The 26149-nt window shown below is 61.6% G+C and carries 25 protein-coding genes and 1 riboswitch; of the genes, 11 read left to right on the top strand and 14 right to left on the bottom strand.

All coding sequences use genetic code 11. The features are described from left to right. Positions 1–4: 4 nt before the first annotated feature. Positions 5–565 carry an RNA polymerase sigma factor gene (locus ACYU7Q_RS03640; RefSeq protein WP_460608073.1) on the bottom strand — a complete coding sequence of 187 codons (561 nt, stop codon included), beginning with the start codon at positions 563–565 and terminating at the stop codon, positions 5–7. A 136-nt stretch (positions 566–701) separates the two neighbouring features. Between ACYU7Q_RS03640 and ACYU7Q_RS03635 the strand changes: the two genes are divergently transcribed. Then, on the top strand, positions 702–1241 hold the full coding sequence (locus ACYU7Q_RS03635) for a hypothetical protein (RefSeq protein WP_460608072.1): 540 nt from the start codon (positions 702–704) through the stop codon (positions 1239–1241). A 6-nt stretch (positions 1242–1247) separates the two neighbouring features. Here the strand turns inward: ACYU7Q_RS03635 and ACYU7Q_RS03630 are convergent, their stop codons facing one another. From ACYU7Q_RS03630 to ACYU7Q_RS03605, 6 genes are all read right to left on the bottom strand, one after another. After that, on the bottom strand, positions 1248–2531 hold the full coding sequence (locus ACYU7Q_RS03630) for a voltage-gated chloride channel family protein (protein ID WP_460608071.1): 1284 nt from the start codon (positions 2529–2531) through the stop codon (positions 1248–1250). Between the two features lie 49 nt (positions 2532–2580). Further along, a riboswitch (Fluoride riboswitch) is annotated at positions 2581–2654 on the bottom strand. Positions 2655–2759: 105 nt separating this feature from the next. Further along, positions 2760–4370 carry a hypothetical protein gene (locus ACYU7Q_RS03625; RefSeq protein ID WP_460608070.1) on the bottom strand — a complete coding sequence of 537 codons (1611 nt, stop codon included), beginning with the start codon at positions 4368–4370 and terminating at the stop codon, positions 2760–2762. A 37-nt stretch (positions 4371–4407) separates the two neighbouring features. Continuing rightward, the gene (locus ACYU7Q_RS03620) at positions 4408–4785 is read right to left on the bottom strand and encodes a cupredoxin domain-containing protein (RefSeq protein ID WP_460608069.1); all 378 of its coding nucleotides are present in this window, start codon (positions 4783–4785) and stop codon (positions 4408–4410) included. A gap of 56 nt (positions 4786–4841) precedes the next feature. Further along, positions 4842–7109, bottom strand: a complete 2268-nt coding sequence (locus tag ACYU7Q_RS03615) for a heavy metal translocating P-type ATPase (RefSeq protein WP_460608068.1) — start codon at positions 7107–7109, stop codon at positions 4842–4844. Between the two features lie 202 nt (positions 7110–7311). After that, entirely contained in the window at positions 7312–7680 is a 369-nt protein-coding gene (locus ACYU7Q_RS03610) for a CoA-binding protein (RefSeq protein ID WP_460608066.1), read from the bottom strand. Positions 7681–7752: 72 nt separating this feature from the next. Further along, complete coding sequence (locus ACYU7Q_RS03605) at positions 7753–8178, bottom strand: hypothetical protein (RefSeq protein WP_460608065.1); 426 nt, start codon at positions 8176–8178, stop codon at positions 7753–7755. 141 nt (positions 8179–8319) lie between these two features. Between ACYU7Q_RS03605 and ACYU7Q_RS03600 the strand changes: the two genes are divergently transcribed. Further along, entirely contained in the window at positions 8320–8997 is a 678-nt protein-coding gene (locus ACYU7Q_RS03600; protein ID WP_460608064.1) for an RNA polymerase sigma factor, read from the top strand. Here the strand turns inward: ACYU7Q_RS03600 and ACYU7Q_RS03595 are convergent. Continuing rightward, positions 8994–10565 carry an NAD(P)/FAD-dependent oxidoreductase gene (locus tag ACYU7Q_RS03595; protein ID WP_460608062.1) on the bottom strand — a complete coding sequence of 524 codons (1572 nt, stop codon included), beginning with the start codon at positions 10563–10565 and terminating at the stop codon, positions 8994–8996. The genes ACYU7Q_RS03600 and ACYU7Q_RS03595 overlap by 4 nt on opposite strands. Before the next feature lie 149 nt (positions 10566–10714). Here ACYU7Q_RS03595 and ACYU7Q_RS03590 point away from each other — a divergent pair, with 149 nt between their 5' ends. Then, the gene (locus ACYU7Q_RS03590; protein ID WP_460608060.1) at positions 10715–12034 is read left to right on the top strand and encodes an MFS transporter; all 1320 of its coding nucleotides are present in this window, start codon (positions 10715–10717) and stop codon (positions 12032–12034) included. A 168-nt stretch (positions 12035–12202) separates the two neighbouring features. Beyond that, the gene (locus ACYU7Q_RS03585; protein WP_460608059.1) at positions 12203–12412 is read left to right on the top strand and encodes a hypothetical protein; all 210 of its coding nucleotides are present in this window, start codon (positions 12203–12205) and stop codon (positions 12410–12412) included. 199 nt (positions 12413–12611) lie between these two features. Here the strand turns inward: ACYU7Q_RS03585 and ACYU7Q_RS03580 are convergent, their stop codons facing one another. Both ACYU7Q_RS03580 and ACYU7Q_RS03575 read right to left on the bottom strand, forming a co-directional pair. Continuing rightward, positions 12612–13322 (bottom strand): YqjF family protein, encoded by a 711-nt coding sequence (locus ACYU7Q_RS03580; RefSeq protein ID WP_460608058.1) that lies wholly within the window; start codon positions 13320–13322, stop codon positions 12612–12614. Positions 13323–13495: 173 nt separating this feature from the next. Continuing rightward, positions 13496–14491, bottom strand: a complete 996-nt coding sequence (locus ACYU7Q_RS03575; protein ID WP_460608057.1) for a tryptophan 2,3-dioxygenase — start codon at positions 14489–14491, stop codon at positions 13496–13498. 270 nt (positions 14492–14761) lie between these two features. Between ACYU7Q_RS03575 and sdaAB the strand changes: the two genes are divergently transcribed. From sdaAB to ACYU7Q_RS03540, 7 genes are all read left to right on the top strand, one after another. Further along, positions 14762–15442 (top strand): L-serine ammonia-lyase, iron-sulfur-dependent subunit beta, encoded by a 681-nt coding sequence (gene sdaAB, locus ACYU7Q_RS03570; RefSeq protein ID WP_460608056.1) that lies wholly within the window; start codon positions 14762–14764, stop codon positions 15440–15442. Between the two features lie 69 nt (positions 15443–15511). Then, a complete protein-coding gene (locus ACYU7Q_RS03565) occupies positions 15512–17071 on the top strand; it encodes a TolC family protein (protein WP_460608055.1) in 1560 nt (519 codons plus the stop codon). Between the two features lie 122 nt (positions 17072–17193). Beyond that, positions 17194–18603: an efflux RND transporter periplasmic adaptor subunit gene (locus ACYU7Q_RS03560; RefSeq protein ID WP_460608054.1), complete on the top strand. Its 1410-nt coding sequence runs from the start codon at positions 17194–17196 to the stop codon at positions 18601–18603. Between the two features lie 98 nt (positions 18604–18701). After that, on the top strand, positions 18702–19691 hold the full coding sequence (locus ACYU7Q_RS03555; RefSeq protein ID WP_460608053.1) for an NAD(P)H-dependent glycerol-3-phosphate dehydrogenase: 990 nt from the start codon (positions 18702–18704) through the stop codon (positions 19689–19691). 89 nt (positions 19692–19780) lie between these two features. Beyond that, positions 19781–20092, top strand: coding sequence for a GIY-YIG nuclease family protein (locus tag ACYU7Q_RS03550; RefSeq protein WP_460608052.1), 312 nt, complete (start codon positions 19781–19783; stop codon positions 20090–20092). 73 nt (positions 20093–20165) lie between these two features. Next, positions 20166–21038, top strand: coding sequence for a glycosyltransferase family 2 protein (locus tag ACYU7Q_RS03545; RefSeq protein ID WP_460608051.1), 873 nt, complete (start codon positions 20166–20168; stop codon positions 21036–21038). A gap of 4 nt (positions 21039–21042) precedes the next feature. Beyond that, complete coding sequence (locus ACYU7Q_RS03540; protein ID WP_460608050.1) at positions 21043–21474, top strand: EamA family transporter; 432 nt, start codon at positions 21043–21045, stop codon at positions 21472–21474. A gap of 91 nt (positions 21475–21565) precedes the next feature. Here the strand turns inward: ACYU7Q_RS03540 and ACYU7Q_RS03535 are convergent, their stop codons facing one another. The 4 genes from ACYU7Q_RS03535 to pdxH form a co-directional block, all read right to left on the bottom strand. Continuing rightward, a complete protein-coding gene (locus ACYU7Q_RS03535) occupies positions 21566–23347 on the bottom strand; it encodes a hypothetical protein (protein ID WP_460608049.1) in 1782 nt (593 codons plus the stop codon). 41 nt (positions 23348–23388) lie between these two features. After that, positions 23389–23979, bottom strand: coding sequence for a Maf family protein (locus ACYU7Q_RS03530; RefSeq protein WP_460608048.1), 591 nt, complete (start codon positions 23977–23979; stop codon positions 23389–23391). Continuing rightward, positions 23976–25304, bottom strand: a complete 1329-nt coding sequence (locus tag ACYU7Q_RS03525) for a DUF1015 domain-containing protein (protein WP_460608047.1) — start codon at positions 25302–25304, stop codon at positions 23976–23978. The genes ACYU7Q_RS03530 and ACYU7Q_RS03525 overlap by 4 nt, the downstream gene beginning before the upstream one ends. Before the next feature lie 95 nt (positions 25305–25399). Next, on the bottom strand, positions 25400–26050 hold the full coding sequence (pdxH, locus tag ACYU7Q_RS03520) for a pyridoxine/pyridoxamine 5'-phosphate oxidase (RefSeq protein ID WP_460608046.1): 651 nt from the start codon (positions 26048–26050) through the stop codon (positions 25400–25402). Positions 26051–26149: the final 99 nt, after the last annotated feature.

The following is a 26149-nucleotide window of genomic DNA, read 5'->3' as shown; positions in this document are numbered from 1 at the left end:
GGGGCTAATTCGCCGAGATGGCGGAAAACTGAACGCGCCGCTGGAGCATGGCGCGGGCCTTGCTCAGCTGGGATTTGCTGGTGCCTTCGCTAATGCCCAGCAGCTCGGCAATTTCCTGGTGGCCGTAGCCTTCCAGGGCGTAGAGGTTGAAGACGGTGCGGTAGCCGGTGGGCAGGGTGGACAGCAGGTTCATCAGGTCTTCGGCCTGTAATTCGGTATCGGCGGTGGCGGCGGTGGTGGCCAGGTTCTCGGGCTGGGCAAAGTCCTCGAACGACACGGTCATCACCTCGCGCTGGCGCAGCTGCATCAGGGCTTCGTTGACCATAATGCGGCGCACCCAGCCTTCGAAACTGCCTTCGAAGCGGTAGTTGGGCAGGGCTCGGAACATCTTGGCAAAGCCCAGAATCAGGGCTTCTTCGGCATCTTCGCGGCGCTTGAGGTAGCGGCGGCAGACGGTGAGCATCAGCCCGGCCAATTGGTCGTAGAGCTGGCGCTGGGCCCGGTGCTCGCCCCGCACACAAGCAGCGATGAGGTCGGCTTCGGTCGTCACGGTAAGGGTGGGCAAAGGAGCAGAAAGGATGGTGAGTTAGGGCGGCAGATGCAAAAAAGGCGGGTAGGGTTGCCTGGGGTAGGAAGTTTTTTGCCGAACTCCGGTTGTTGGCTTGGAGGACGTAGTTTCGCAAGCGCTAATCACTGCAATTATGCAAAAACTACTACCGTTCCTGCTGTTCCCGTTGGCTATTTCGCGCCTGGCGGCACAGGAGAGCCCTATCAAGCCCGCTGTCTATCGCAAGTACACGGTTGCGCTGGGCATTCTGGGCAATCCCAAAGTGCTGGGCGTGCAGGCGGAGCGGCGTTTCGGGCAGCATTTTGGCGGGCGGCTGTTGGCCACGCAGGTGTTCGATTCGCATCGGCAGAACGAATTTAGCGCCGGGGGCATCGGCTTGCTCACGTATTACATCCCGCTGAAAAACCCGCGCCTGGAACCGGTGGTTGGAATCGGCGGCGTCTATTCGCTCTACCATTGGGACCTGGGCCCCAATGCCCATAAAGGCACCCTGGCGGACTTCAACGTGGGCGGCGGCATGGGCCTGAACCTGCGCTTCAGCAACGGCTTTCGGGCCGGTATCAACGTATTATTTGCCAATGGATTTGTGGCCGACTACCAAGCCGACGATATGCGCATTGTGCGCCGGAAGCTGCTCGTGATGCCCGCCCTCACGTTTGATATTCTGCTGTAGGCCCCGCTAGGGCAATTCGCGCAGCGGCCGGCCTTGTTGCCGCCCCAGGCGCAGGTACTTCGCTTGCCCCACCACCTGCGCCCCATAAATGCCCGTGTGGCCGGAGAACAAATACGCCATCACGCAGGCTAAGGCTAGATACACGCCCGCATTGGCCCCAAACAATTCCAGTCCCATCAGCAGGCAGGACAGGGGCGTGTTGGCCGCGCCCGCAAACACGCCCACGAAGCCCATGGCCGCCAGCAGCGCCACTGGCAGCGGCAGCACTACGGCCAGCGCGCTGCCCAGCGCCGCCCCAATAAAAAACAGCGGCGTGACCTCGCCGCCCTTGAAGCCGCAGCCCAACGTGAGGGCCGTGAGGGCCAGCTTGAGGGCCCAATCGGTGGGAGCCAGCGGGTGCTGAAAGGCTTCGACAATTACTGGCACGCCTAAGCCGCCAAAACGAATAGAACCGGCCACCCACAGCAGGCCCGCCACCAGCATGCCGCCCACCACCGGCCGCAGCGGCGGGTAGCTGATGCGGCTGAAAACCCAGCCGATGCCGTGCGTGAGTGTGGCAAATGCCCGGGCCGTGAGCCCAAACAGCGCCCCTGCCAGCAAGGTGCAACCCAGCAGCAGGGGCGTAAGGGGAAGTGCGTCAAGGGTGGGGTAATGGGTATGGCCCACGCCCCAAGCGCGCGTCACAAAATCAGCAAAAATGGCGGCCAGGAAGCTGGGCAGCACCGCATCGTAGCGAATCGAGCCCAGCAAAAAGACTTCAAGCCCAAACACGGCCCCGGCCAGCGGCGTGCCAAACACGGAGGCAAACCCCGCGCTCATGCCCGCGATGAGCAGCAGGCGGCGGTCGCGCGGGCGCAGGCGCAGCCAGCGGGGGAGTTGGTCGGCCAGGGCGGCGCCCATCTGCACGGCCGTGCCCTCGCGGCCCGCCGAGCCCCCGAACAGGTGCGTGACCAGCGTGCCACCCAGCACCAACGGCACCATCCGTAGCGGCAGGCGCTGGCTGGGACGGTGGATTTCATCGAGAATGAGGTTGTTGCCGCGCACCGCACGGTTGCCGAAATGATGGTAGGCCAGGCCGATAAGTAGGCCCGCCACCGGCAGCAGCGCCAGCACCCAGGCATGGGCTTCGCGCCAGCGCGTGACCCAGTCGAGCGACACCAGAAAGCCGGCCGAGGCGGTGCCCGCTAGCCCGCCAATCAGGCCGCAAATCAGCAGCCAGCGCAGCAGGAAAAGCAGCGCCGAAGTGGGTAGCGAGGCCTGCAGACGGGCAAAAGAGTTGGATGCAAACATGGGTGCGAACGGCAGGATGAGCTAAGCAGCGAAGCCATTGGGGCCGCGCCGTTTCGTAGGAATCATCAGCGCGGGGCGCGGGGCTCCGGCGGTTCGCGGTGGCAATCCATCACCGTATTCTGGGGCCAAATATAAACGGCGCTTGCTGGCGGTGCATTGGCCGCTATGAAAAGAAAACGCAGCGCCCGATTCCTGGCACTGCGTTCAGCAACCAAGCGGTTACCAGCTTTACATCTTCATGCCCTGCATTCCGCCGTGTTTCATCCCGCCGTGGCCCATGTGCATGCTCATGCGCGGCGCGATGAAGCGCAGGTAGACTTCAAAGGAGAGTGGGTTGCGGCCATAGGCCGCGAGCAGGGCGGCATTATTGGTATTATAGGTGTTGAGGGTGCCGGTGAGGCCGAGGTCGAGCCAGCCGGCTTTGGTTTTGGCGATGTATTTGGATGCGCCCAGGGTGAAGGCGGCCACCGAGCGATTGGCGTGGGCGTCGTGGTCGGCGGTGGCGGGCAATAGCAACTCGCCGTAGTTGAGTTGCAGGGTTTCGAGGCGGGTGAAGAGGTTGAACTGCCGGGCCTGGAGGTTGCTTTCGAGCAGGAAGGAATTAGAATACGTGGTTTCCTCGCCGAGGCCGCTGTGCCGGTTCATGCCCCACACGAAGGTGGACGACAAGATGCTTTCCTTGCCCACATTCGCATTGTGCAGAACCGAGGCGCTGGTCCGGTCCACGTTGTCGTTGGGTTCCAGTTCTTCCGGGCTTTTGAGATGAGCGGCCGAGACTTGCAGGGCAAGATTATCGGATGGATTCATTGAAAGGCGGGCGCTGTAGGAATCAAACCGGGGCCGGTCGAAGCCGTAGCGGTTTTCGTTGGGCTCGCGGCCGGTGAAGAGCGAGCCTTCGAGTTTGGCGTTGCGGTAGCGCACGCCCAGCGTGGCCACCCCAAACTGAATATGCGTGGCATCCTGCCAATGGTGGCCCAGCGGGGCCGTGGGCAGGCTGGCCGCCGAAGGCCGGTGCATGAACACGGGCGGCCCGATGGCCGGCTCGCCGGGGTAGCCGAGGTAGGCGGTCAGGTCGACATCGGAGCTGGCGGCATAGGTGTAGCCCACGGCTAGCGCGCTCACGAGGTCGTGCGGATGCTGGTGGTCGTGCAACTTTTCGCCCTGCCACGACTCGCCGGTCTGAAACAGCAGCGGGTAGCCCGCGCCGCCCACCGTCAGCGGGTCGGCCGATACCATGGCCTGAATGCTGAACAGCCCGCGCTGGCCCACCAGATGGTTGGCCATGCCCATTACGTAGGAGTTGGCGCGGAAATTTGCGTCACCCCGGAGCGCGCTATGGTTGAAATTCTGGCTGGTGTAGCGCAGGAAAACGGAGTACATCAGCATCACGTCCCAGCCCCGCGACTGGTACATCTGCATATACATCGGCGAGGAATCAGGGTGCCAGCTGGTGCCCGAGCCCTGCCGCGTCATGGGCAGGTTTTTCGAGAACGAATTACGCATCTCCATCATCATGTCGCTGCTGTCGGCAGTCATGCCGGGCATGGTGGCGCTGCCGCCCGTGCCCATGTTCATGCCGGGCATGGCGGGTGCGGGCGCGGTGGTCGGGGCCGGCTCGGGCATGCTCATGCCGGGCATATCCATTCCCGGTATGGCCGGGGCGGCGGCTTTGGCGCGTGGCGCGGTAGTGGCAGGTTTCGGCTTAGACGCGGGCGCTTTTGATTTCGGCTTGGGTGCAGGCGCCGGCATCGACATATCCATGCCGGGCATATGGGTGTGCTGGGCAAACACCGAAGTGCCGAGCAACAGGCCCAGGGAAGTTAGAAAAAGCGTTTTCATAAAATAGCGGGTTGGCAGCGTTGGCTGGCTTGAACGGTTATTTCACGAGGATACTACCGCGCAGCATGCCCATGCCGCAGGTGAACTCGAAGCGGCCGGCTTGCTGCGGCAATAGTTCGATGAGCGTGGTTTTGAAAGCCGGCAGCTCGCGCCGGATGCTGAAATCGGGCATGAGCAACTCTTCGGAGCAGCTGTTTTCCTCGTCGCGGTAAAAATTGAGCCGTACCGGTTTGCCGCGTTCTACCTCAATCACATCGGGCGAATAGCCTCCTTTTACGGTAATGTCAACTTCCTGCACACCACCCGCTGAAGACACGGCGCTGGCCACCGGTCGCGATGAGAAAAAGAAATACCAGACCACAAACCCAGCCAGGCTCAGGCCGATAATGGTGACGATGATGGCGGGAACATCCATAGAAGTAGAGGAAAATGGTAGAGCCGGGTGAGATGCGCTAAGCGGGTGACTGGTTTTTATTCGGCCTGGAAGCCCCGCAGGCGCAGCGAGTTGGTGAGCACCGACACCGAGCTCAGGGCCATGGCCCCCGCCGCAAGCATGGGCGAGAGCAGAATCCCAAATACCGGGTACAGCGCCCCAGCCGCGATGGGAATGCCCAGTGTATTATAGATAAAAGCGAAAAACAGGTTCTGGCGAATGGTGCGAATGGTTTGGCGGCTCAGCACGATGGCCGTGACCACCCCCCGCAAGTCGGAGCGCATGAGGGTGATGCCGGCGGTTTCCATCGCCACGTCGGTGCCGCCGCCCATTGCCAAGCCGATATCGGCCCGGGCCAGCGCGGGCGCGTCGTTGATGCCGTCGCCCACCATGGCCACCACGCGGCCCTCGGCTTGCAGGGCCTTCACCTGGGCGGCTTTATCGGCGGGTAGCACCTCGGCGAAATAGCGCGTGATGCCCACCTGCGCGGCCACCTGGGCGGCGGTTTCGGGGTTGTCGCCGGTCATCATTACCACTTCCAGCCCCATTTTTTGCAGCTGCTGAATGGCCGCGCGGGAGGTTTCGCGCACCGTATCGGCCACGCCGATGAGACCGGCCGCCTGGCCCGCCACGGCCACGTAAAGCACCGTTTTGGCTTGGGCGAGGAGCTGCGTTGCCTGCGCGGTGAGGGCCGGCGGCAGGGCAATTCCCGCTTCGGCTAGCAAACCGGCGTTGCCGATGTGCAGGGCTTGGCCCGCCACGATAGCCGTCGCGCCCCGGCCTTCCACGGCCCGGAAATCAACCGCTGCCAGCGAGGCCACGTTTTGCGCCTCAGCGTAACGCACCACGGCCGCCGCCAGCGGGTGCTCGCTCTGGCGCTCCACGGCGGCGGCCAGCGCCAATAGATTCTCCTTTATTTGGCCGGGCGCGGCCCAGAAATCCGTCACGGCCGGCTCGCCTTGGGTAATGGTGCCGGTTTTGTCAAGCAGCACGGTGTTCACCTGGTAGGCTTTTTCGAGGGCTTCGGCGTTGCGGATAAGTACGCCGTGCTCGGCGCCCTTGCCGGTGCTCACCATGATGGCCGTGGGCGTGGCCAAGCCCAGCGCGCAGGGGCAGGCAATAATCAGCACGGCCACAAAGTTGACCAGCGCCAGCGGCAGGCGCGTGCCCGCCGGGGCCAAATCGAACCACAGCACAAACGTGAGGATGGCAATGACGACCACCGTGGGCACAAATACGGCGCTCACCTTATCGGCCAGCCGCTGAATGGGGGCGCGGCTGCCCTGGGCATCTTCCACCAGCTTCACTATCTGGGCCAGCAAGGTATCGGCTCCCACTTTGGTCACGCGGAAGCGGAAGGAGCCGGTTTTGTTGAGCGTAGCCCCGAACACGGCATCGCCGACTTTCTTCTCCACCGGCAGGCTTTCGCCGGTGAGCATAGCTTCGTCGAGGGCCGAGCGGCCTTCGGTGATGAGGCCGTCGGTGGCCACTTTTTCGCCGGGGCGCACCAGCACAATGTCGCCCAACCTCACCTGATTAATGTCCACGTCTACTTCCTGGCCGTCGGGCCGCACCACGCGGGCAGTTTTGGCCTGCAAGGCGATGAGGCTGCGCATGGCGGCCGAGGTCCGGGTTTTGGCGCGCAGCTCCAGCACCTTGCCCAATAATATCAAAGCAATGATGGTGGCCGTGGTGTCGTAATACACTTCGGGTCGCAGGCCCCGGCTGAGGAAAAACCCGGGCGCAACCGTGGCGGCGAGGCTATAGATAAAGGCTGCGCCCGTGCCCACGGCAATCAGCGTGTCCATGTTGGCCGCCCGGTGCCGAAAGCCGTTCCAGGCCGATACATAAAATTCGCGTCCGCTGAACAGCAGCACCGGCAACGTGAGCAGGAGCAGGGCCCAGTTCAGCCCTTGCATGTTGAGGCGGGCCATCATCGCGGGCCAGAGCATGAGCATGCTCAGCGTCATAATTACGGCCGCCAGACCGGCGGCCACGCCGAAGCGGCGCTTGAGCTGGCGGTAGGCTTCGGCTTTCTGGGCGTCGATTTCGGCCTGGCGGTCGGCCGCGCTGGTGTCGGGCACGCGGTCCACTACGCCGTAGCCTGCATTTTCCACGGCCGCTTTCAGCGTGGCCAGCGAAGCCTGGTCGGGCAGGTACTGCACCGTAGCCTTTTCGGTGGCATAGTTCACCAGAGCATTTTGCACGCCCGGCGTGCGGGCCAGTGATTTTTCCACCGCCGAGGCGCAGGCCGCGCAGCTCATGCCTTCAATTTCGAGGGTGGTGGTTTCGGGGGAGGGAGACATATATTAGTAGGGCACCGTTGAAGTGGTGCCGGGGTATGGTGCAAAATTCGGGCATTCTGGACCCGGCATTGGTACGGAATCAGGCCAAAAAGATGTAGAATTCATCCCTGGGCAACCACCGGTTGCCGCCCCGCAAAAGCAAGCGCGCCCTCCGAAATCTGATTTCGGAGGGCGCGCAACGGCAAAGCCGGATTCTACTGATTTAATACTGCCCAATCGAGAGCAATACCAGCGTGCAGGCTTCTTCGGTCTGAATGCCGCGCTGCTGGGCCAGGCGCTCCAGCTCGGGGTTTTCGGTGCCTGGGTTGAAGAGAATGCGCTTGGGTTTGAGGTCCAGAATGTAGTCGTACCAGGCGGGCTGGTTTTGCGGCCCCACGTACAGGGTCACCGTGTCGATGTCCGTTTCCTGGGGCCGGTCGGTGTGAATGTCAAGCCCCGCCACCTTGCCTTTGCGAATGCCCACGGGCACCACTTCGTGGCCGTGGTTTTTGAGCATGTGCGCCGCCCGATAGGAGTAGCGGGAGGGATTATCTGAGGCCCCGAGAACGAGGGTTTTTTTCGTGGATTCCATGGGTGGTTAACTACGTACGGAGACAAAAACGTTCGTGCTCCATACGCAATAACCGGCCTATGGGCTGCCAGGTTATGCGTGCGGCTGGCCGGATGCTTCCAGGTGGCCCAGAGCCCAGGCCCCGACGGCAATCACCAGGTCGCGCACGGCCACGTCGAGGTAGCGGCCGCTGCCCAACAGCGTCAGGGCAATGGCCGTGAGCCAGGCCATCACCACGCGCGCCCCGAGGCGGGGCCGCAGCAGCACCAGCGCGCCGGCCACGATTTCAATGATGCCCACCAGCATCATAAACGAATGCGCCGGAACCGGCAGCATCTTCACCAGGCCCGGCGCGAGGTAAGCCTCCCAGTTGGCGAGCAGGTTCGTGAATTTGTCGAGGCCGGCCACGATGGGCACGACCCCGTAGGTAAATGTCAGGACCCGGACCACGGTATGAACCGGGCCGGTTGCGGGCCGGGCGGCTAGCTCGGCGTAGGGGAAGTTGGCGGAGGGTAACATGGCAACGAGGTTAAAAAGGGTTGTTGCCATTGGATGAATTACCCCCGCGGCGGGTTACATTTTATTATTTATATTTTATTGTAACCCGGCCTGTGGCCGCAGCATCTAATGCATATCTCCCGCGGAAACCATTCCTGAATTATGCTACCGCCCCTGGCCCTCATGCCTTATCTCCCATTAACCAATGCTGAAGTCATTGGCCGGGTGCTGGCGGGCGAAAAGCAGCTTTTTGAGTTGCTCATGCGGCGCTACAATCAGCGCCTTTTCCGCGTGGGCGTGGCCGTATTGGGGCACCCCGCTGCCGCCGAAGAAGCCATGCAGAATGCCTGGGTCAAGGCCTACCTGCAACTCGGCAGCTTCGCGGGCCGGGCCAGTTTCCCCACGTGGCTCACGCGCATCATGCTCAACGAATGCCTGATGGACCGGCGGCGTCAGCAGCGCTTTGTCGACCTCGAAACCCCGCCCGACGACGAGCCGGAGCCCGTGGCGGCCACGCCCACGCCCCTGCAAACCGTGCTGAACGACGAGCTGCGCGAAGCCCTCGAAGCCGCTGTGCAGGCGCTGCCCGACAAATACCGCAGCGTATTCGTGCTGCGCGAAGTAGAAGGCCTCAGCGTGGCTGCCACTGCGGCGGCCCTTCACCTCGGCGAGGCCAACGTGAAGGTGCGCCTGCTGCGCGCCCGCGAGCAGCTGCGCACCCAGTTGGCTCATTTTGCCCCGCAGCATGCTTTCGCCTACCTCGGCGCGCGCTGCACCCGGATGGTAAGCCGGGTGTTGGCGCGTCTCGAAGCCCTGTCAATACCGCAGTCCCGCAATTAGTGCTTCACCGCTGCCCGCACGGCCTCGGCGCAGCGCTCGCCATCCATCGCCGCCGACACGATGCCGCCCGCGTAGCCCGCGCCTTCCCCGCACGGATACAGGCCCGCCACCACCGGATGCCGGAGGGTATCCTTGTCGCGCGGAATGCGGATGGGCGCCGAGGTGCGGCTTTCCACGCCCACAATCTGGGCGGCGTTGGTGGCGTAGCCGGGAATCTTCCGGCCGAAATCGCGGAAGCCCTGGCGCAGCCGTTCGGCCAGCACCGGCCCGAGCACGTCGTCCATCCGCACCGATACCAGGCCGGGCTGGTAGGATGTTTCGAGCAGACTAGCGGACGTTTTGCCTTTGAGAAAATCGCCGAGCAGTTGGGCCGGGGCCTGCTGCGTGCCACCCGCCGCCTGGCAGGCCAGCTGCTCAATCTGCTGCTGGAAATGCAGGCCGGCCAGCGGGCCGTGCTGCTTTACGTCCATGTCGCTCAGCTCCACGGCGGCCACAATGCCGGAGTTGGCAAAGCGCGAGTCGCGGCGGCTCGGGCTCATGCCGTTCACCACTACCTCGCCCGGGGCCGTAGCCGCCGGCACGATGAACCCGCCCGGGCACATGCAGAACGAGAACACGCCGCGCTGCTCGCCGCGCACCTCCGTCTGGTGCACCAGCGAATAGGAGGCAGCCGGCAGCAGCCCGCGTTCGGCCCGCCGGTACTGCGCCTGGTCAATCAACTCCTGCTGATGCTCGACGCGCACGCCCAGCGCAAACGGCTTGGCCTCGATGAGCACGCCGCGGCGGTGCAGCAGCTCATAAATGTCGCGCGCCGAATGGCCGGTGGCCAGAATGGTGGCCTCCGCCTCAAAGGCTGCGCCAGTGGCCGTGACCACGCCGCGCAGCTGGTTGTTGTCCAGCAGCAGGTCGGTCACGCGGGTATCAAAGTGTACCTCGCCACCGGCTTCGATAATTGCCTCACGCAGCGCCTGCACCACGGCCGGCAGTTTATTGGTGCCGATGTGGGGGTGAGCGTCTACCAGAATATCAGGCGTGGCCCCGTGCTGCACCAACCGACGGAGTACGCGGCCCACATCGCCTCGCTTGGTGGCGCGGGTATAAAGTTTGCCATCCGAATACGTACCGGCCCCGCCTTCACCAAAACAGTAATTGGAATCAGGGTTTACTATTTGGTCCTTGTTGATGGCCGCTAAGTCGCGGCGACGAGTACGCACGTCCCGCCCACGCTCCAGCACAATTGGTTTCAGCCCCAGCTCCAGGCAGCGCAATGCCGCGAACAACCCCGCAGGGCCTGCCCCAATGATGAGTACGCGGGGGCTATTTGTTTTAACATTTGGATAAATAAACCAAGGGCCAAACAGCTCGTTGGGTGGCGTCTGGCGGTAGATGTCAGCACGCAGGCGCACGAGGGGCTGCCGCCCACGCGCATCAATAGAACGACGACGCAGATGAACAAAATCGGCTTCGCCAGGCAATAAACCCGCTTGTTGCAAAATGGCTTCGTAGCGTGCCAGTTCATCATAGGCGACTTCCGGAGCGAGGAGTATTTCTAATTCTTGTTTTAACATTTGTGTAATATGAAAGGTGGCTATCCTTTTGGTCGTAGGCAGATTATTGCGCCGCGCAGTTGCAAAGTTACGGCCCTTGCAACGGGGCCGTCCGAGCAAAAAAACAGGATGCGTCGGCCATGCTGGGCCGCCAACCGTTTATTTGCCCCATGACAACACTTACAGTTTCAACGCCTGTTTCGCGGCTCCGCTCCATCGTCAGTGGCTCGATTGGTAACCTGGTCGAGTGGTACGACTGGTATGCCTACTCAGCCTTTGCGCTCTACTTTGCCCCCGTCTTTTTCCCAAAAGGCAGTGCCACGGCTCAGCTGCTGAACACGGCCGCGATTTTTGCGGTGGGGTTTCTGATGCGGCCGCTGGGGGCCTGGCTCCTGGGCGCGTATGCCGACCGGAATGGCCGCCGGGCCGCGCTGTTGCTTTCGGTGCGGCTCATGGCCGGCGGTTCGCTGCTGATTGCGGCCGCCCCGGGTTACGCCAGTATTGGGGTGGCTGCGCCGGCGCTGCTGCTGCTGGCCCGGCTGGTGCAGGGCATCAGTGTAGGGGGCGAGTACGGCACCTCGGCCACTTACCTGAGCGAAATGGCCGGGGCAAAGCATCGCGGCTTCTGGTCCAGCTTTCAGTATCTCACCCTGATGGGCGGGCAGCTGCTGGCGCTGGTGGTGCAGCTGGGATTGCAGCAACTGCTCACCCCGGTGCAGCTGGGCGAATGGGGCTGGCGCGTCCCGTTTGTCATCGGGGCATTGGCGGCAATGGGCGCACTCTACCTGCGCACGCACATGGGCGAAACCGCTGCTTTCGAGCAGCAGCAAAATGCCGTTCTGGCCAACCCCGAAGGCGAAGGCCGTGCACCGTCGCCCAGTCAGTTCCGCTTGTTGATGCAGCATCCGCGCGCCGTGCTTACTGTGGTGGGCCTTACCCTGGGCGGCACGCTGGCATTCTACACTTTCACTACCTACGCCCAGAAATTTCTGGTCAATACTTCCGGCTTTTCCAAGGAGCAGGCCACCCTGATTTCGTTCGGGGTAATGGCGGTGGCGCTGCTGTTTCAGCCCTTGCTGGGGGCGATTTCCGATAAGTTGGGGCGGCGGCCGGTGCTGCTCATGTTTGGCATTGGGGCCACGCTGGGCACGGTGCCGTTGCTGCGCCAGCTGGCCCACACGCACGATGCCTGGCTGGCGGCGGGTCTGCTAATCGCGGCGCTGTTCGTGGTGAGCGGCTACACGTCCATCAGCGCGGTGGTGAAGGCGGAGCTTTTTCCGACCGAAATCCGGGCCCTGGGGGTGGGCCTGCCGTTTGCCCTCACCGTGGCCATCTTCGGTGGTACCGCGGAGTACGTGGCTTTGTTCGCCAAGCAGCACGGCGTGGAAGAATGGTTTTACTGGTACGTGACGGGCTGCGCGCTACTCTCACTGCTGGTGTACTGGCGCATGGGGGAAACGCGGGCAGAGAAAGGAACGATGGCGGATTAAGCACCAGACAAGCTCGCACCGCCCAGTACAGCCTTGCATCGGGCTACTTGTTTTACCTCAATAATATCCCTATATTTAGAGTGTTGCAAGCCCCTCGGCAGTGGTTCGATTCTGTTTGCGGGAGTTTGTCAGCCTGTTCATTCGTTTTATCACCAAACTTCTTCGGCAATGAAATCCCTAATGAAGTCACCGTATGTTTCCCCTGCGCGGCTGTTGCTGGTCACCACGCTGATGTTTCTGGCAGGCATTGTGGCCTGGTGGAGTTGGACGCAGACCGGCCAGGGCGGATTCCGCTACGCGACGGTAGGGCTGGTTATCGTGGCCGCGGCGATTGCCTTTTTCGGCCGGTGGAAAATGTATGGCACCAACCGACGGTAATTTAAACTATCGGGGCATTGGCCATGCGGCAAGGCCAAGTGCTTAGAAAATTTAATGCTCGGAAAAAATCAGGTTTAGGATGGCTGCCCCGGCATCCTTCAGCACCGTTGTGTCGTCACGGGTACATTACGGATAGAGCACTGTTCCCGCTGCTGGGCACCGGCAGCCGGGAACAGTGCCGAAAAAGGCACAAGACGGGCTAAAGTGCTGATATACGATGCCACTCGTGGGCGGTGTTTTTCATTATTAGGGCGTTGTCGAAAACAATCGAATTGGGTGGGAACAGGGTCGCATCTTCAAAGTAGGTGGAGGTGATATTGCCCACTGCTAGGGACGAAACCTGCCACTGAGGCGTATTTAGCTTAACTCCGCTAAAACCAGCCCCGGATGGATTGGGGGAGTAGCCAGTCGCCCCATTTCGATAAAATTCGGAAGCCTGCTCCAAGCTGTCAAAAATGCTGGTTGCCGGCCAGTTCATGGTTTCCTCCGCTTCCACTGCCAAGCAAGTGCCGTCGGAGCTGAGGAACGAAACGGCGTAACGCCCGTCTTTTTCCTTTACCTGGAATTTGCTGTGATAGTGTTTGCCAAAGAGGTGATTTCCCAATAGGCAGTTGATACGGGAAGAGGTGTCACGTCGGGGAATGTAAACGCCCCGGTGCAGCTTGGCCCCCGCCTCCCACTCAACGGCGATGCGGTGGGCTCCATTTTCTGACTCCAGTCCGAAGGCTACCGGAAGACCGCGAAGCCGCTCTTGCTTTAAGCGAATCAGACAGATGCCCACCATGGCTTTTCCCGCCATTAACTGTGGTCGGAATGGGGCGGGTAAAAGCCTGCTTACCACCGCCGGGTCGGCGCGAAAATTCAAGAGAATACGACGGTCAATGAGGCCGGTCAGGGGCAGCGCGTCCATAAAAGAGGGCTTAAGTAAGCATGCTTACAACGCCTGACGGTTAACCCGGTTGAATGTTTTAAAACCTAGTTCATTATTCCAACGTCGGCTTTAAGCAGCTGACTGAATAGAAAAAAGGAGGCCTCATCAGCTGAATGATGAGGCCTCCCTTTTTCTATTCGGATATGCAAAGGCTACGCGCCAACACCCGTTTCTTCCAGCACGCTTTCTACCCAGCCTTTGCCCCAGTCTTCGAGTTCCTGGGCGTTCCAGAGCTGGGGATAGAAAATGCGGCGTTGGAACTTGGGCGGCAGGTAGCTGCGCCAGTTGGTACCGCCGGTGGCGGCGAGGTCGGTGGGGTTGCGGTGCAGGTAGCGTACGGCCGATTTGAAGTGCATCAGCGGCCAGTTCACATTCACGCTCACGTCGAGCTGACGCAGGGCGCGCAGCAGGCGGGGGTGGTGGCGCTCCGCTTCGGGCAGGCGCTGCACCACGGCCCACACGTTGCGCTGGTGGAAGGCTTCGGCGTGGCGAACGAGGTCGGCGGTGTACTTGCGCTCGAATTCGATGAGCGTGAGGGCTTTGGCCCCGCTGGCTTCGATGGTGGCCCCGGCTTTCCAGTAGATGCAGCCCAGCAGCGCGTCATAATCATAAGCCGAAGCCTTGCCCAAGGCCTGGCGTTTGGCCTCGTCGGTGAGGTTTTCGAGGCTGGTGCTGGCAATCTCAATCATGCGGTACTGCACGCTCTGGAAGCCTGAGGCGGGCATCAGGGCCATGCGGAAATCGAGGAACTGCTGCTTGTCCATGCCGTCCACCATCACATCAAACGAGTCGATGAGGTTGTCGAAATAGCGGTTGATGCGGCCGATGCGCAGTACGACTTCGCCCAGCGTGGGCTGCTCGAGGTCGCCAATTTGCTCATATTCACACAGGCAGAGCTTGAAATACAGCTCCGAAATCTGGTGGTACATGATGAAAATCCGCTCGTCGGGGATGTTGGTGAGCGGCCGTTGGAGGGAGAGTAAAGTGTCTAACTCGATATAATCCCAGTAGTTAACGTATTTGGCGTGATACAGACCTTCGAGGTAGGCGGCCAGGTCTTGGCCGTCGGGGGCGTATTTCTCCTGGAGCCGGCGCAGCTGCGCCAGTACGGCGGGAGAAAACTCCTCCTGGGTGGGAGAGGGGGACATGAAAATGGGGGTGAGGTGGGAGGGTGGGGACAGGCTGGGTGGCCCGCAACAAATATCGTTAAAAAGCTGACTTCACAAAGCGGTATTTTACGCGGCGTGCCGAACAATTCGCAACCAAAACGGTTGGGGCGCATCTTTGCCCTGGAATTCCTGATAAAAAGAATTTGGCGCGAAAACTTTTTGTGTAAATAGTGCCAGGTGTCGGCACCGCTCACTCCGCCGCGCAAGCGCTACTTTTAGCTTTCCAAACCGCACCGAAGGCATCTGCCCATGGCTGAAAAATCCAGCATTTTTGATATGATTGGGCCCGTAATGATTGGGCCGAGCTCGTCGCACACGGCCGGGGTGGTGCGCATTGCGCGCGCCGCCATTCGCATCCTGGGCGCGGTGCCCACCGAGGCGGTGGTCACGTTCTACAACTCGTTTGCCCGCACGTATGAGGGGCACGGCTCGGACCGCGCCATTGTGGCCGGCCTGCTGGGCTACGCCCCCGACGACACCCGCATCCGCACCGCGTTCGACCATGCCGAGGCCGCCGGCCTGCGCTATACTTTTCAGAGCGTGGGCAATGCCTCCACCATGCACCCCAACACCATCAAGCTGAACCTGCTGGACGGCGCCACCGGCCGCCGCGTGGAAGTGGTGGGCCAGAGCCGGGGCGGCGGCGTGATTCGCATTGTGGAAGTGGACGGCTTTCCGGCCGATTTTTCGGGGGCGCTGCACACGCTCATCATCGATGCCGACGACGTGCCCGGCTCCATAGCCTTCATCGCCTCCGTCATCGCCCACGACCAATGCAACATTGCCACCATGATGGTGAGCCGCAAGGGCCGCAACGACGTCGCCCGGCAGTTTATCGAAATGGACAGCCCGATTAAAGAAATAACCCTGGCCTATCTGCGTCAACTGAGCTGGGTGCAGGGCATCACCTACATCCCGACGCTGGACTAAGGCCCGGTCGTGTAATAAAGCCGTCCCGAAACCGATTATGCTACCACCACGCACCCAATTTTCTGCAAGATGAAAACGAGGATACCCATTGCCGCCTACTCGCCCCGGGCGCTGGCCCTGGCCGGGCTGGGGCTGAACCTGCTGCTGGGACCGGCCGCCCTGGCCCAAACGCCGGCCATTCCGGCCTCGCCGCCCGCCGCCGCGCTGGGCAGCTCCGACCAGCCCGCCACCGGCCCCTGGACGCTGCAACGCGCCGTGGACTATGCCCTGGAGCATAACCTGGGCGTGCGCCAGTATGCACTCACGGCTCAGGGCAACCAGCAGGTGCTGCGCCAAAGCAAGGCCGCGCTGCTGCCCACCGCCAACCTCAACGGCACCCAGACCTGGCAGTACGGCACGAGCGTGAACCCGCTCACCTACGAGTACCAGAGCCAGACGGTGCGGGCCAACAACTTTTCGGCGGCCTCGCAGCTGGTGTTGTTTCAGGGGTTCCAGCTGCGCAACACCATCAAGCGCAACGCCCTGGACCTGGAAGCCAGCGTGCAGGACGTGGCCAAGGCCCGCAACGATTTGAGTTTGAACGTGGCCTCGCAGTTCCTGCAGCTGATGCTGGCCCAGGAGCTGGTGCGGGCCAACCAAACCCGCGTTTCCAGCGACCAGGAGCAGATTGCCCGCACCAAAATCCTGCTCAAAGCCGGCAGTATTCCCGAGAGTACGCTGCTCGACAGCCAATCGCAGTTGGCTACTGATGAGCTAAATGTTATCACGGCCCAGAACCAGGTTGACCTGGCCCGGCTGGCCCTCATGCAGCTGCTGAACCTCGACCCGGCCACGGCCAAGAATTTTCAGATTGAGGTGCCGCAATTGCCCGACCCCGACGAGGAAGCGCCCTACGCCATCGACCTGAACGATACCTACCAGGGGGCCGCAGCCCGCCTGCCCGAAATAAAAGCAGCCGAGCTACGGGTGCAAAGCGCCCGGCGCAGCATCGACCTGACCCGGGGGGCTTACTACCCGCGTCTGTTTTTGAACGGACAAATTTTCACTGGTTTCTCCTCTTCGTCGGTGTCGCGCGTGCTCACAGGTACCTCGTCGGGTACGCCGTTTCCGCTGAATATCCTGGATTCGGCCGGCAATCCGGTGCCGGGCACCACGGGCTATACGGTGGTGCTGCCCGGCCAGCCGACCTACGACGTGTTGCCGGTGCGCTTCTTCGACCAGCTGAATAACAACCTGGGCAAGTCCATTCAATTTGGCCTTTCGGTGCCCATTCTGAACGGCTTGCAGGTGCGCACCGGCGTGCAGCGGGCCATCATCAACGAGCAGGTGGCCTCGGTGCGGGCCGAGCAGGCTCGCCTCACGCTGCGCCAAAGCATCGAGCAGGCTTACGCCGATGCGCGTGCCGCCCAGCTGCAATACGCGGCCAGCAAGCGCCAGGTAACCGCCCTCACGCTGACGCAACGCAACGCAGAAATCCGCTTCAACAACGGCCTGCTGAACGGCACCGAATTCAACATCGCCAAGAACAACCTCACCTTCGCCGAATCGAATCGCATTCAGGCCAAATACAGCTTCATTTTCCGCCGCAAGGTGCTCGACTTTTACCAGGGCAAGCCGCTGGCATTGTAATCCTGCGGGTAGTCGGTAACGGTATTTGGTAGTCAGAGCTCAGCCCTGATTATTAAATAGCTGGTGCCGCTGCTTGCCTGACAAAGTCTGACTACTGAATACCCATTACCGACTACTTTTTCATGAAAAACAACCGTTTACTGTACATTCTGGGAGGACTGGTGCTTGTGCTCATCGTGGGCTACACCGTGGCGAAAAAGAAGGGCTGGGTGGGCAAAGTCCCCGGCGTGGAAGTGCTGGTGGCCAAGGCCGGTCCTGCCAACATTGTGGAGAAAGTGAGTGCCTCGGGCAAGGTGCAGCCCGAAACCGAAGTGAAAATCTCGCCCGACGTGTCCGGCGAAATCACCGAGCTCTACGTGCAGGAAGGCGATTCCGTGCGCAAGGGCCAGCTGTTGCTCCGTATCCGCCCCGATAACTATCAGGCCCAGGTGGCCATGCAGAGCGCCCAGGTGGGCACCCAGCGCGCCAACGTGGGTCAGGCCCAGGCCCGCCTCCAGCAGCTCATGGCTTCGGCTAAGCAGACGGAGCTGACCTTCCGCCGCAATGCCTCGCTGTACAAGCAGAAGGTGATTTCGCAGGCCGACTACGAAGCCAGCCAGGCCGCCTACAATGCCTCACAGGAAGAAATAAACAGCGCGAAGCAAACCATCCGGGCTTCGCAAAGCACCGTGAATGCGGCCTCAGCCTCGCTGGAAGAAGCCCGTAAAAACCTCAACAAAACCACCATTTACGCGCCCGTGAGCGGCACCATCAGCAAGCTTAACGTGAAGAAAGGCGAGCGCGTGGTGGGCACCACCCAAATGGCCGGTACCGAAATCATGCGCATTGCCAACCTCAACAACATGGAGGTGCGCGTGAACGTGAACGAGAACGACGTGAACAACGTGAGCATCGGCGACTCGGTGGAAGTGGAAGTAGACGCCTACAGCAACAAGGATGAGAAGTTTCGCGGCCTCGTGACCAACATTGCCAACACGGCCAAGGACGCCCTGACGGCCGAAGCCGTGACCGAGTTTGAAGTGCGCATCCGGCTGCTGCCCGAGAGCTACCAGCACCTGTTGCGCAACGTGCGCGGCCACATCGTGGTACCGTTCCGCCCGGGCATGACGGCCTCGGTCGACATCATCACCGACCGCAAAAGCGGCGTGCTGAGCGTGCCGCTGGCCGCCGTGACTACGCGCTCGGACTCGGCCAAAACCGAGAGTGCCAAGAACGGACCGCGAGTGGGCGGCAGCCGGGGCAGCGGCACCGCCACGGCCGTGGACCCTACTGCGGCTACAAAAAAGGCCGACATCCAAGAAGTGGTATTCGTGGTGAAGGATGGCAAAGCGGTGATGACGCCCGTGAAAACCGGCATCAGCGACTTCCAGAATATTGAGATTCTGAGCGGCGTGCCGGCCGGGGCGCAGGTAGTGCGCGGACCGTTCCGGGCCGTGGCCAAAACGCTGAAAGATGGCGCGGTGGTCGACATCAAGGACGAGAAATCGCTCAACAAAGAAGCGTTGAAAGAAGGCCCCGACGACGCCAAATAAGTTGGTTCTATCGTACGTGCAAAACTCCTCTTCCGGCTTGGGAGAGGAGTTTTGCCGTTATTGCACTCCATTTCCTGCCTTATCCCCACCCATCTCCTTTGGAAAAAATTGCCATGCTCGGCGGCGGCTCCTGGGCCACCGCACTCACCAAAATCCTCAGCGAAAACGGCGCCCGCGTGGATTGGTGGCTGCGCTCGAAAGACGATGTGCAGCACCTGCTGCGTACCCGCCACAACCCGCGCTACCTCTCGGCCGTGCAGTTCGACCTGAACCGCGTGTACCCAACCACCGACCTGGAAGACGCCATCGAGGAGGCCGACTGGCTGGTGTTGGCCGTGCCGGCCGCCTTCGTGCAGCCTGTGCTCGACAAGCTGGACCGCGACGCGCTGAAGCACAAAAACGTGATTTCGGCCATCAAGGGGATGATTCCGAGCAAAAACCAGCTCGTGACCGATTACGTGGCCGAGCGGTTCCGGCTGCCGCGCACGCAGCTGGGCGTCATTGCCGGGCCGTGCCACGCCGAGGAAGTGGCGCTGGAAAAGCAGAGTTACCTCACCATCGGCTCGCCCGATGCGGGACTCGCGCTGGCCTTCTGCGAGCTGCTGCGCAACCGCTTCGTGAGCGCGCACCCGGCCACCGACCTCGACGGCATCGAATACTGCGCGGTGATGAAAAACATCATCGCCCTCACCGGCGGCATCGCCCACGGCCTGGGCTACGGCGACAACTTCCTGGCCGTGCTGGTGAGCAACGCGGTGCAGGAAATCCGCCGCTTTTTGCAGGCCATCAACCCGCAGCCGCGCGACCTCTCGGCCTCGGCCTACCTCGGCGATTTGCTGGTGACGGCCTACTCGCAGTTCTCGCGCAACCGCACGTTCGGCAGCATGGTGGGGCGCGGCTACTCCGTGAAATCTGCCCAACTAGAGATGAACATGGTGGCCGAAGGCTACTACGCCGTGAAGTCCATCCACGAGCTGAATAAGAAGCTCAAAGTGAGCATGCCAATAACGGAGGCCGCGTATAATATTCTCTACGAGCGGATTTCGCCGGCGGTGGAGCTGGAGATTCTGAAAGAGAAGCTGCGGTAGTTATTCGTTGTCATTCCGAACGCAGTGAGGAATCTGAGTAATAGATTGCCAGACCAATTCGTCAGACTCCTCACTGCGTTCGGAATGACATGAAAACCTACTTTGTCTACCTACTAACCAATCCCAAGCGGACCGTTCTCTACATCGGTGTAACCAACGATTTGGCTCGCCGCCTAGAAGAACATATCGAAAGTGAAAATGTCCGCCGCACGTTCGCAGGGCGCTACTTTTGCAACCTTCTTATGCACTGGGAAGAGTTTAAGGATATCAACCAGGCCATTGCTCGGGAAAAGGAAATCAAAGGCTGGCGGCGAGAGAAAAAAGATGCTTTAGTGGCCATTGCTAATCCTGAATGGAAGGATTTGAGCGAACTCATATTTGGCAATGACACTACTTTTTAGTCTCAATATCAGACTTGTTTAGTCCTAATCAGAACTCAGATTCCTCACTGCGTTCGGAATGACACAATAGCACATGAAAGTAGTTGGTTTCACCTTCGTCCGAAATGCCATCAAGTACGACTATCCAGTCCTCGAAAGCATAAATTCTCTCTTGCCGCTTTGCGATGAATTAGTAGTAGCCGTAGGCAATTCGGATGATGACACGCTGGGCCTGATTCAGGGCATCAATTCCCCAAAAATCCGCATCATCGAAACCGTGTGGGACGACACCCTGCGCGAAGGCGGCCGAGTGCTGGCCGTGGAAACCGACAAGGCCCTGGCCGCCGTGCCGACCGATGCCGACTGGGCCATTTACCTGCAAGCCGATGAGGTGCTGCACGAGGCTGACTACGCGGCCATCCGGGCAGGCATGGAGCGCTGGAAGGACGATAAATCCGTGCAAGGACTTCTACTGAATTACCGCCATTTCTACGGCTCGTATGACTACGTGGGCGACTCGTACCGCTGGTACCGGCGCGAAATCCGCATTGTGCGGCCCGGCATTGGGGTGGCTTCGTACCGCGACGCGCAGGGCTTCCGGCTGGCCGATAACAGCAAGCTGCGCGTGAAGCTGCTCGATGCCACCGTGCACCACTACGGCTGGGTGAAAACGCCCGCCGCCATGCAGCGCAAGCAGGAAACCTTCAACAAGCTGTGGCATTCCGATGATTGGGTAGCCCAGAACGTGGCCTCCGCTGAAGAATTCGACTACAGCCAGGTCGACTCGCTGCAACGCTTTACTGGCACGCATCCGCAGGTAATGCTGGGCCGCATCCGGCAGCAAAACTGGCGCTACGAGCACGACATGAGCCGAAACCAGCACCGCTTCAAGGACCGTTTCAAACGCTTCCTGGAGCAGTTGACGGGCTACCGGCTGGGCGAGTACCGCAACTACAAGCTTGTCTAGCCCGATGATGAACTGGCTGCCCCTGGCGCTGCTCACGGCCCTGTGCCTGGCGCTCTACAACTTTTTCATCAAGCTGGCGGCCGACCATGTGCCGCCGGCCGTGGGCGCGGTGGTGCTGCAGCTGGTGGCTGCCGCCCTCGGGGCCGCGTGGCTGCTGAAACTGAAGCTGCAGGGCCAGCCATTGTCCTTGTCGGGCAAGGGGCTGGCCTGGGCGGTGCTGGCCGGGCTGGGCGTGGGCCTGGCTGAAATCCTCACGTTCGTGGTGTTTCAGCGCGGGGTAAATTCCTCCGTGGGCACGCCCGTGATTGTGGGCGGCTCGGTGCTGCTCACAGCGGTGCTGGGGCTGGTGGTGCTGCGCGAGGCCCTGACGCTGCCTCAAGTGGGTGGCCTGCTGCTGATTGTGGCCGGCATTGCACTGCTGGCGCGAGGGCATTAAATGTCATTCCGAAATTGCCATTCCGACGCAGGAGGAAGCTGAAAAAATCGCTCAAATGCTATCCTCAGCTTCCTCCTGCGTCGGAATGGCCTTACTCCGCTAAATGCCAATAGGAGGGAAGCGCCCCCGCTGCGCTGGCCGAATCGGCTACGGCCGGATTGAGTTGGTAGATATCCACCTGCTCATTGTGAAAAACGGGCGGGAAGGCAAAGGGGGGCTGAAACCAGCCGTGCAGTTGGGGAAACGCCAGCACGTAGGTGTAACTAACGCCCGGCTGCGGAAAGTGGTCGATGGGCCAGCGCTGACCGGGCCGCTCCGAGTGGAGGTACATCCGCACGAAGAGGCTGTGGGTTGATTCGGGCATGAGCGTGGGCGCTTTGGGGTGCTGGTCGAGCCACTGGAAGGCCTGGTACAGGGCATCGTTGCGGCGGCGCGGGCGCTGGTTGTCGCGCCACAAGCTGTTGATTTCGTAGCTGAACCAGAGCACTGCCACCAAGCCCAGCGCCGGGCGCAGCCACCGTTGCCAAGCTTTCGGGGCCACGTACAGGAGCCAGTCAATGACCAACGCCAGCAGCAGGAAGAAGAAAAAGGCTTTGTACAGAACCGCGCGGCCGGGGGCAAATACCCGTTGCGCCGCCATCATGGCGTAGGGGAAGGCCATGAACCACAGCGCCACCGGGACTAAGTGCTGCCAGGGCTGCCGCAGCGCCATTGGCCACTGCGCCGCCCGCCGCCAAAGCACCAGTGCGGCTGCCAGGACGCCGAGTACCAATAGTCCGCCGACCTTGGCCTGACCTGCCAGGAAGCCCTCGGTTTCCCACAGATATGCCGGCAGGCCATGCCAGAACTGCCCGAATGGTTTTGGGGCCACAAAGCCGTTACCGAAGAAAATGGCCGGCCCCGATACGAACAGCAGCGGCGCATATAGCAGCAGGCTTCCGGCTACGACTACCGCTCCTAAAACCGCCAGCCAAGTAATGGCCGGCCAGTTGCGCTGCTGCAAATACTTCAGCCCCAACCACGAAAAAGCCGACCCCAGCACCAGCGCGAATGTGGGTACCGTGTACAGGCCCAGCACGCCGCCCAGCACCAGCCCGGTCCAGGCTGCGCGGGGCTGGCGCGTGCCATTTGCCAGGGCCAGGGATGCGAAAAAGGCGACCACCGCGAATAACGTCAGCAGCCAGTAGCCCCGGCCCACGGCTACGTGGTAGAGGCTGAGCTGCGCCAGGCTAAACAGCAGCGTACTCAGCCACGCCACCCGAAAGCTGGCCCGCGCCCAGAGCAGGCCCATAAACAACAGCACGGTAGCCACCGTAGCGGCCAGCACCACCGGTAGGCGCATCGTAAACCAAAACCCGGGATTCACTTGGTAAAATACCCAACTGATGGTGTTGGACAGCACATGGTTATTCGGCACTGGGTAATAGCCCGAAACGGCCAGCAGGCTCTTACTGGCAAACATTTCGTACGACGGCACGTCATCATAGCCCGGTGTCACGGCCGGCAGGCTGATAAGGAACCGGAAGGCCGTGAGGACCAGCAGGAGCAGGGTGGCGCCGCGCTGTTGCCCCGCGGGCAATGCCGTGAAAGTGCGGCGCAGGCCCATTAAGGCGTCACGCAATTCGCGGCCCAACAATCGGCTTTCGGCGCGGCCAGCTGGTGTGGTAGCCAATACGCCGGCGCTGATTCCCAGCATAATTGCCGCGCCCGCCAACCACTGCCGGGCGAGGTCTAAATCAGCCGCTGAAAAAAGCCGGATGCGCCATTTATAAAACGGAAAAATGGCGTCGAGCTGCCGTGCCTCGGCCCAGGTAGAGCTGTACAGCACCAGAGCCGCATAGCCCGCGCACAACGCCAACAGTCCCAATGACAAAATGCTGAAAAAGCGCGCTCCCGGTAGCTTTGGTTGCGGACTCATCGCGGCTGAGCGCTGCCGGGCAGTGCTCCCAGCGCTTCCAGCTCGGCCCACACGCGGTGCGTGGGCAGGCCCATCACGTTAAAATACGAGCCTTCGAGCCGGGTGATGGCGGCCATGCCCAGCCAGTCCTGCGCGCCGTACGAGCCGGCTTTGTCGTAGGGCTGACAGGTGTCGATGTAGTAGCCGATTTCGACCGGGCTCAGCGGGCGGAAATGCACGGTGGTCTGGTCCGAGAACACAACTTGGCGGCCGTCGCCTGCCCGCAGGCACACGCCCGTGAACACATCGTGGGCGCGCCCTTGCAGGCGGGTGAGCATGGCGGTGGCCTCGGCGCGGTCGGCGGGCTTGTTGAGCACGTCGTTTTCGAGGCACACGATGGTGTCGGCGGTTATCACCAACTCATCAGGAGCCAGGTCGGGGGCGTAGGCGGCGGCTTTGTGGGCGGCGAGGTATTCGGCTACTTCGGCCCGGCGCAGGTGGGCGGGAAAGTCCTCGTCGACTTCGCGCAGCCGGATTTCGTAGGGCAGGCCCATGTCCGTGAGCAGCTGGCGGCGGCGGGGCGAGTTGGAGGCTAGAATCAGTTTCACGCGGGGTCGGCCTGGAAATACTCGGCGAAAGCGTTGCCGGCTTCTTCATCGGCAATGCTGCTGAAGAGGAAACCGCCAATGGTTTTGGGATAGAAAAAAGTCGATTTGGGCGGCATCACGGCCCCGGAATGGCACACGGCTTCCACTTCAGTCATGGTCACTTCGTTCACGATGAAGGCCGCCCGGGCCTCGCCGCGGTCCACGCGCTGCAGGCATTCGGTGAAATTGCGCACGTAGGCCACGCCAGGCCAGGCCCGTTGCGCATCCGGCCCCACAATGCCCAACACCTTTTCCAGTACGAAAAAGTGCAGCACCGTTAAGTCCAGGGCTCTCACTTCCTCGGTCGTGTCCCAGTTCAGCTGCGCGTGCACTTCGGGCCGGAGCCGGATTTTGAACGCCTGCCCGTCCATATACAAGCCGAAAGCCCACTGCTTGCCCGCAATTATTTCCGGCAAATCGCTGGCATCGTCGGTGGGCAATACCGTGAAGTAGGGCGCCAGCCGGTCCAGCAGCTCGCCGGCGCTCAGGTCGCCGGGGAGGTCCAGCAGCAGGCGGTGCGTGGGCAGAATGCGCAGGTCGTCGGCTGCCGCGTTGGTGAGGTACATGAGGTGATAGTTCCAGGGCTCGCGGCCGGTGGCGCGGCCTTCAGCGGCCAGTTCGCGGGCCTGACGGTAGGCCAGCGAGCCTTCGTAGCGGTGGTGGCCGTCGGCCAGAATTACCTCGCGGCTTGCCAGCACCGCCTGGAACCGGCGGATGACGGCGGCATCCTGAATCACGGCCAGCACGTCGCGGGCACCCTGGTAGTCTTCCTCGGTTTCCACCAGCGGCGAACGCATGGCCTCGTCCAGATAAGCTTCCAGCTCAAAGTCCTCGTCGCGGTACAGTCCGTGCGTGGCGCTGGTCTGAAACTGGGTGCGCGCCAGTAGCTCGGCCCGGTCGTTTACCGAGGCAGGTAGCGTGTTCTCGTGCCTTAGCACCACATTCTCTTCCCAGTCATACGCCCGAATATGGCACATGAAGCCCTTGCGGCAGTATTTGCGGGGGCTGCCAGGCAGCTGGAAATACTGGTAGTAGGCGTAGATGCCCGGCATCTCGTCCTGCCGCAGCACGCCGCTGGCTTCCCACTCGCGCAGGCGCGTCAGCGCGGCCTCGGCCGGGTCGTCGCCCCGGGGCACCGACAGGTGAATGGAATTGAGCGGGTTGCGATACAGCGCTTCTCGCTGCTTCGCCGATACTACATCGAACAGCGGCGAAACATAGGCGTCGATGTTGACGCTCAGCACCGCATTGTAGCGCCAGCCGCGCAGAGGTTGAATTTCAGCCAAGAAAATAGAAGGGTTGAGGGTTGAGGGTAAGTGTTGAATGTGTTGAGGCGTTGAAATTGTCATTCAATACTTAATCCTCACCACTCAACACTTCATCACGGGGCCAGGCGACTGCGTTTCCAGGCATTGCCTTCGCGTTCGTACACAATTCGGTCGTGCAGGCGGCTGGGACGGCCCTGCCACAGCTCCAGCCGCGTGGGGCGCAGGATGTAGCCACCCCAGTTGTCGGGGCGTGGCAACGGGTCCTGCTCCGCAAATTCTTCGGCTACGGCTTCTTCGCGGGCTTCCAGCTCTTCGCGGCTGCCAATGACCTGGCTTTGGGGCGAAGCCCAGGCTCCCAGCTGGCTGCTGCGCGGCCGGCTCTGGAAATACTCGGTCGACATCGCTTCCGGAGCCTTTTCCACGCGGCCTTCCACGCGCACCTGCCGCTCCAGCCCGGGCCAGAAAAAGTTGAGCGCCGCCAGCGGCTGCGCCGCCAGTTCCTGGCCTTTGCGCGAGTCGTAATTCGTGTAAAACAAAAAGCCGGCGTCATCCGGCAAGCCCTTTAGCAGCACCACGCGCGACGAGGGCTGGCCCGTGGCCGATACCGTGCTCACGGTCATGGCCGTGGGCTCCTCTACCTGGGCCGCCAGGGCTTCCTCCAGCCACACCCGGAATTGGGGTACGGCCTCGGGCAGCACATCAGCTTCGGAAAGGGTGCGCTGGGCGTAGGTTTTGCGCAGGTCGGCAAGGTGCGGGTCAGTCATGCGGAGTGAAGTTCGGGAAACAAAATACGGGCGGGTGGCACCCGCCGGCTCGGCGGGTTCGCATGGCAGTAAGGAGGAACATTTTTAGGCGAATGGCAG

The organism is Hymenobacter terrigena (assembly GCF_054776515.1).
The sequence above is the reverse complement of the archived record's forward strand: the minus strand, read 5'-3'. Positions and strand labels throughout refer to the sequence as shown.

Coding starts and splice junctions, on each gene's coding strand:
- ACYU7Q_RS03635 (WP_460608072.1), top strand. CDS start 702: ATGCAAAAACTACTACCGTTCCTGCTGTTCCCGTTGGCTATTTCGCGC.
- ACYU7Q_RS03625 (WP_460608070.1), bottom strand. CDS start 4,370: ATGAAAACGCTTTTTCTAACTTCCCTGGGCCTGTTGCTCGGCACTTCG.
- ACYU7Q_RS03590 (WP_460608060.1), top strand. CDS start 10,715: ATGACAACACTTACAGTTTCAACGCCTGTTTCGCGGCTCCGCTCCATC.
- ACYU7Q_RS03560 (WP_460608054.1), top strand. CDS start 17,194: ATGAAAAACAACCGTTTACTGTACATTCTGGGAGGACTGGTGCTTGTG.
- ACYU7Q_RS03605 (WP_460608065.1), bottom strand. CDS start 8,178: ATGTTACCCTCCGCCAACTTCCCCTACGCCGAGCTAGCCGCCCGGCCC.
- ACYU7Q_RS03565 (WP_460608055.1), top strand. CDS start 15,512: ATGAAAACGAGGATACCCATTGCCGCCTACTCGCCCCGGGCGCTGGCC.
- ACYU7Q_RS03630 (WP_460608071.1), bottom strand. CDS start 2,531: ATGTTTGCATCCAACTCTTTTGCCCGTCTGCAGGCCTCGCTACCCACT.
- ACYU7Q_RS03585 (WP_460608059.1), top strand. CDS start 12,203: ATGAAATCCCTAATGAAGTCACCGTATGTTTCCCCTGCGCGGCTGTTG.
- ACYU7Q_RS03580 (WP_460608058.1), bottom strand. CDS start 13,322: ATGGACGCGCTGCCCCTGACCGGCCTCATTGACCGTCGTATTCTCTTG.
- ACYU7Q_RS03600 (WP_460608064.1), top strand. CDS start 8,320: ATGCTACCGCCCCTGGCCCTCATGCCTTATCTCCCATTAACCAATGCT.
- pdxH (WP_460608046.1), bottom strand. CDS start 26,050: ATGACTGACCCGCACCTTGCCGACCTGCGCAAAACCTACGCCCAGCGC.
- ACYU7Q_RS03550 (WP_460608052.1), top strand. CDS start 19,781: ATGAAAACCTACTTTGTCTACCTACTAACCAATCCCAAGCGGACCGTT.
- ACYU7Q_RS03595 (WP_460608062.1), bottom strand. CDS start 10,565: ATGTTAAAACAAGAATTAGAAATACTCCTCGCTCCGGAAGTCGCCTAT.
- ACYU7Q_RS03545 (WP_460608051.1), top strand. CDS start 20,166: ATGAAAGTAGTTGGTTTCACCTTCGTCCGAAATGCCATCAAGTACGAC.
- ACYU7Q_RS03620 (WP_460608069.1), bottom strand. CDS start 4,785: ATGGATGTTCCCGCCATCATCGTCACCATTATCGGCCTGAGCCTGGCT.
- sdaAB (WP_460608056.1), top strand. CDS start 14,762: ATGGCTGAAAAATCCAGCATTTTTGATATGATTGGGCCCGTAATGATT.
- ACYU7Q_RS03615 (WP_460608068.1), bottom strand. CDS start 7,109: ATGTCTCCCTCCCCCGAAACCACCACCCTCGAAATTGAAGGCATGAGC.
- ACYU7Q_RS03540 (WP_460608050.1), top strand. CDS start 21,043: ATGATGAACTGGCTGCCCCTGGCGCTGCTCACGGCCCTGTGCCTGGCG.
- ACYU7Q_RS03575 (WP_460608057.1), bottom strand. CDS start 14,491: ATGTCCCCCTCTCCCACCCAGGAGGAGTTTTCTCCCGCCGTACTGGCG.
- ACYU7Q_RS03610 (WP_460608066.1), bottom strand. CDS start 7,680: ATGGAATCCACGAAAAAAACCCTCGTTCTCGGGGCCTCAGATAATCCC.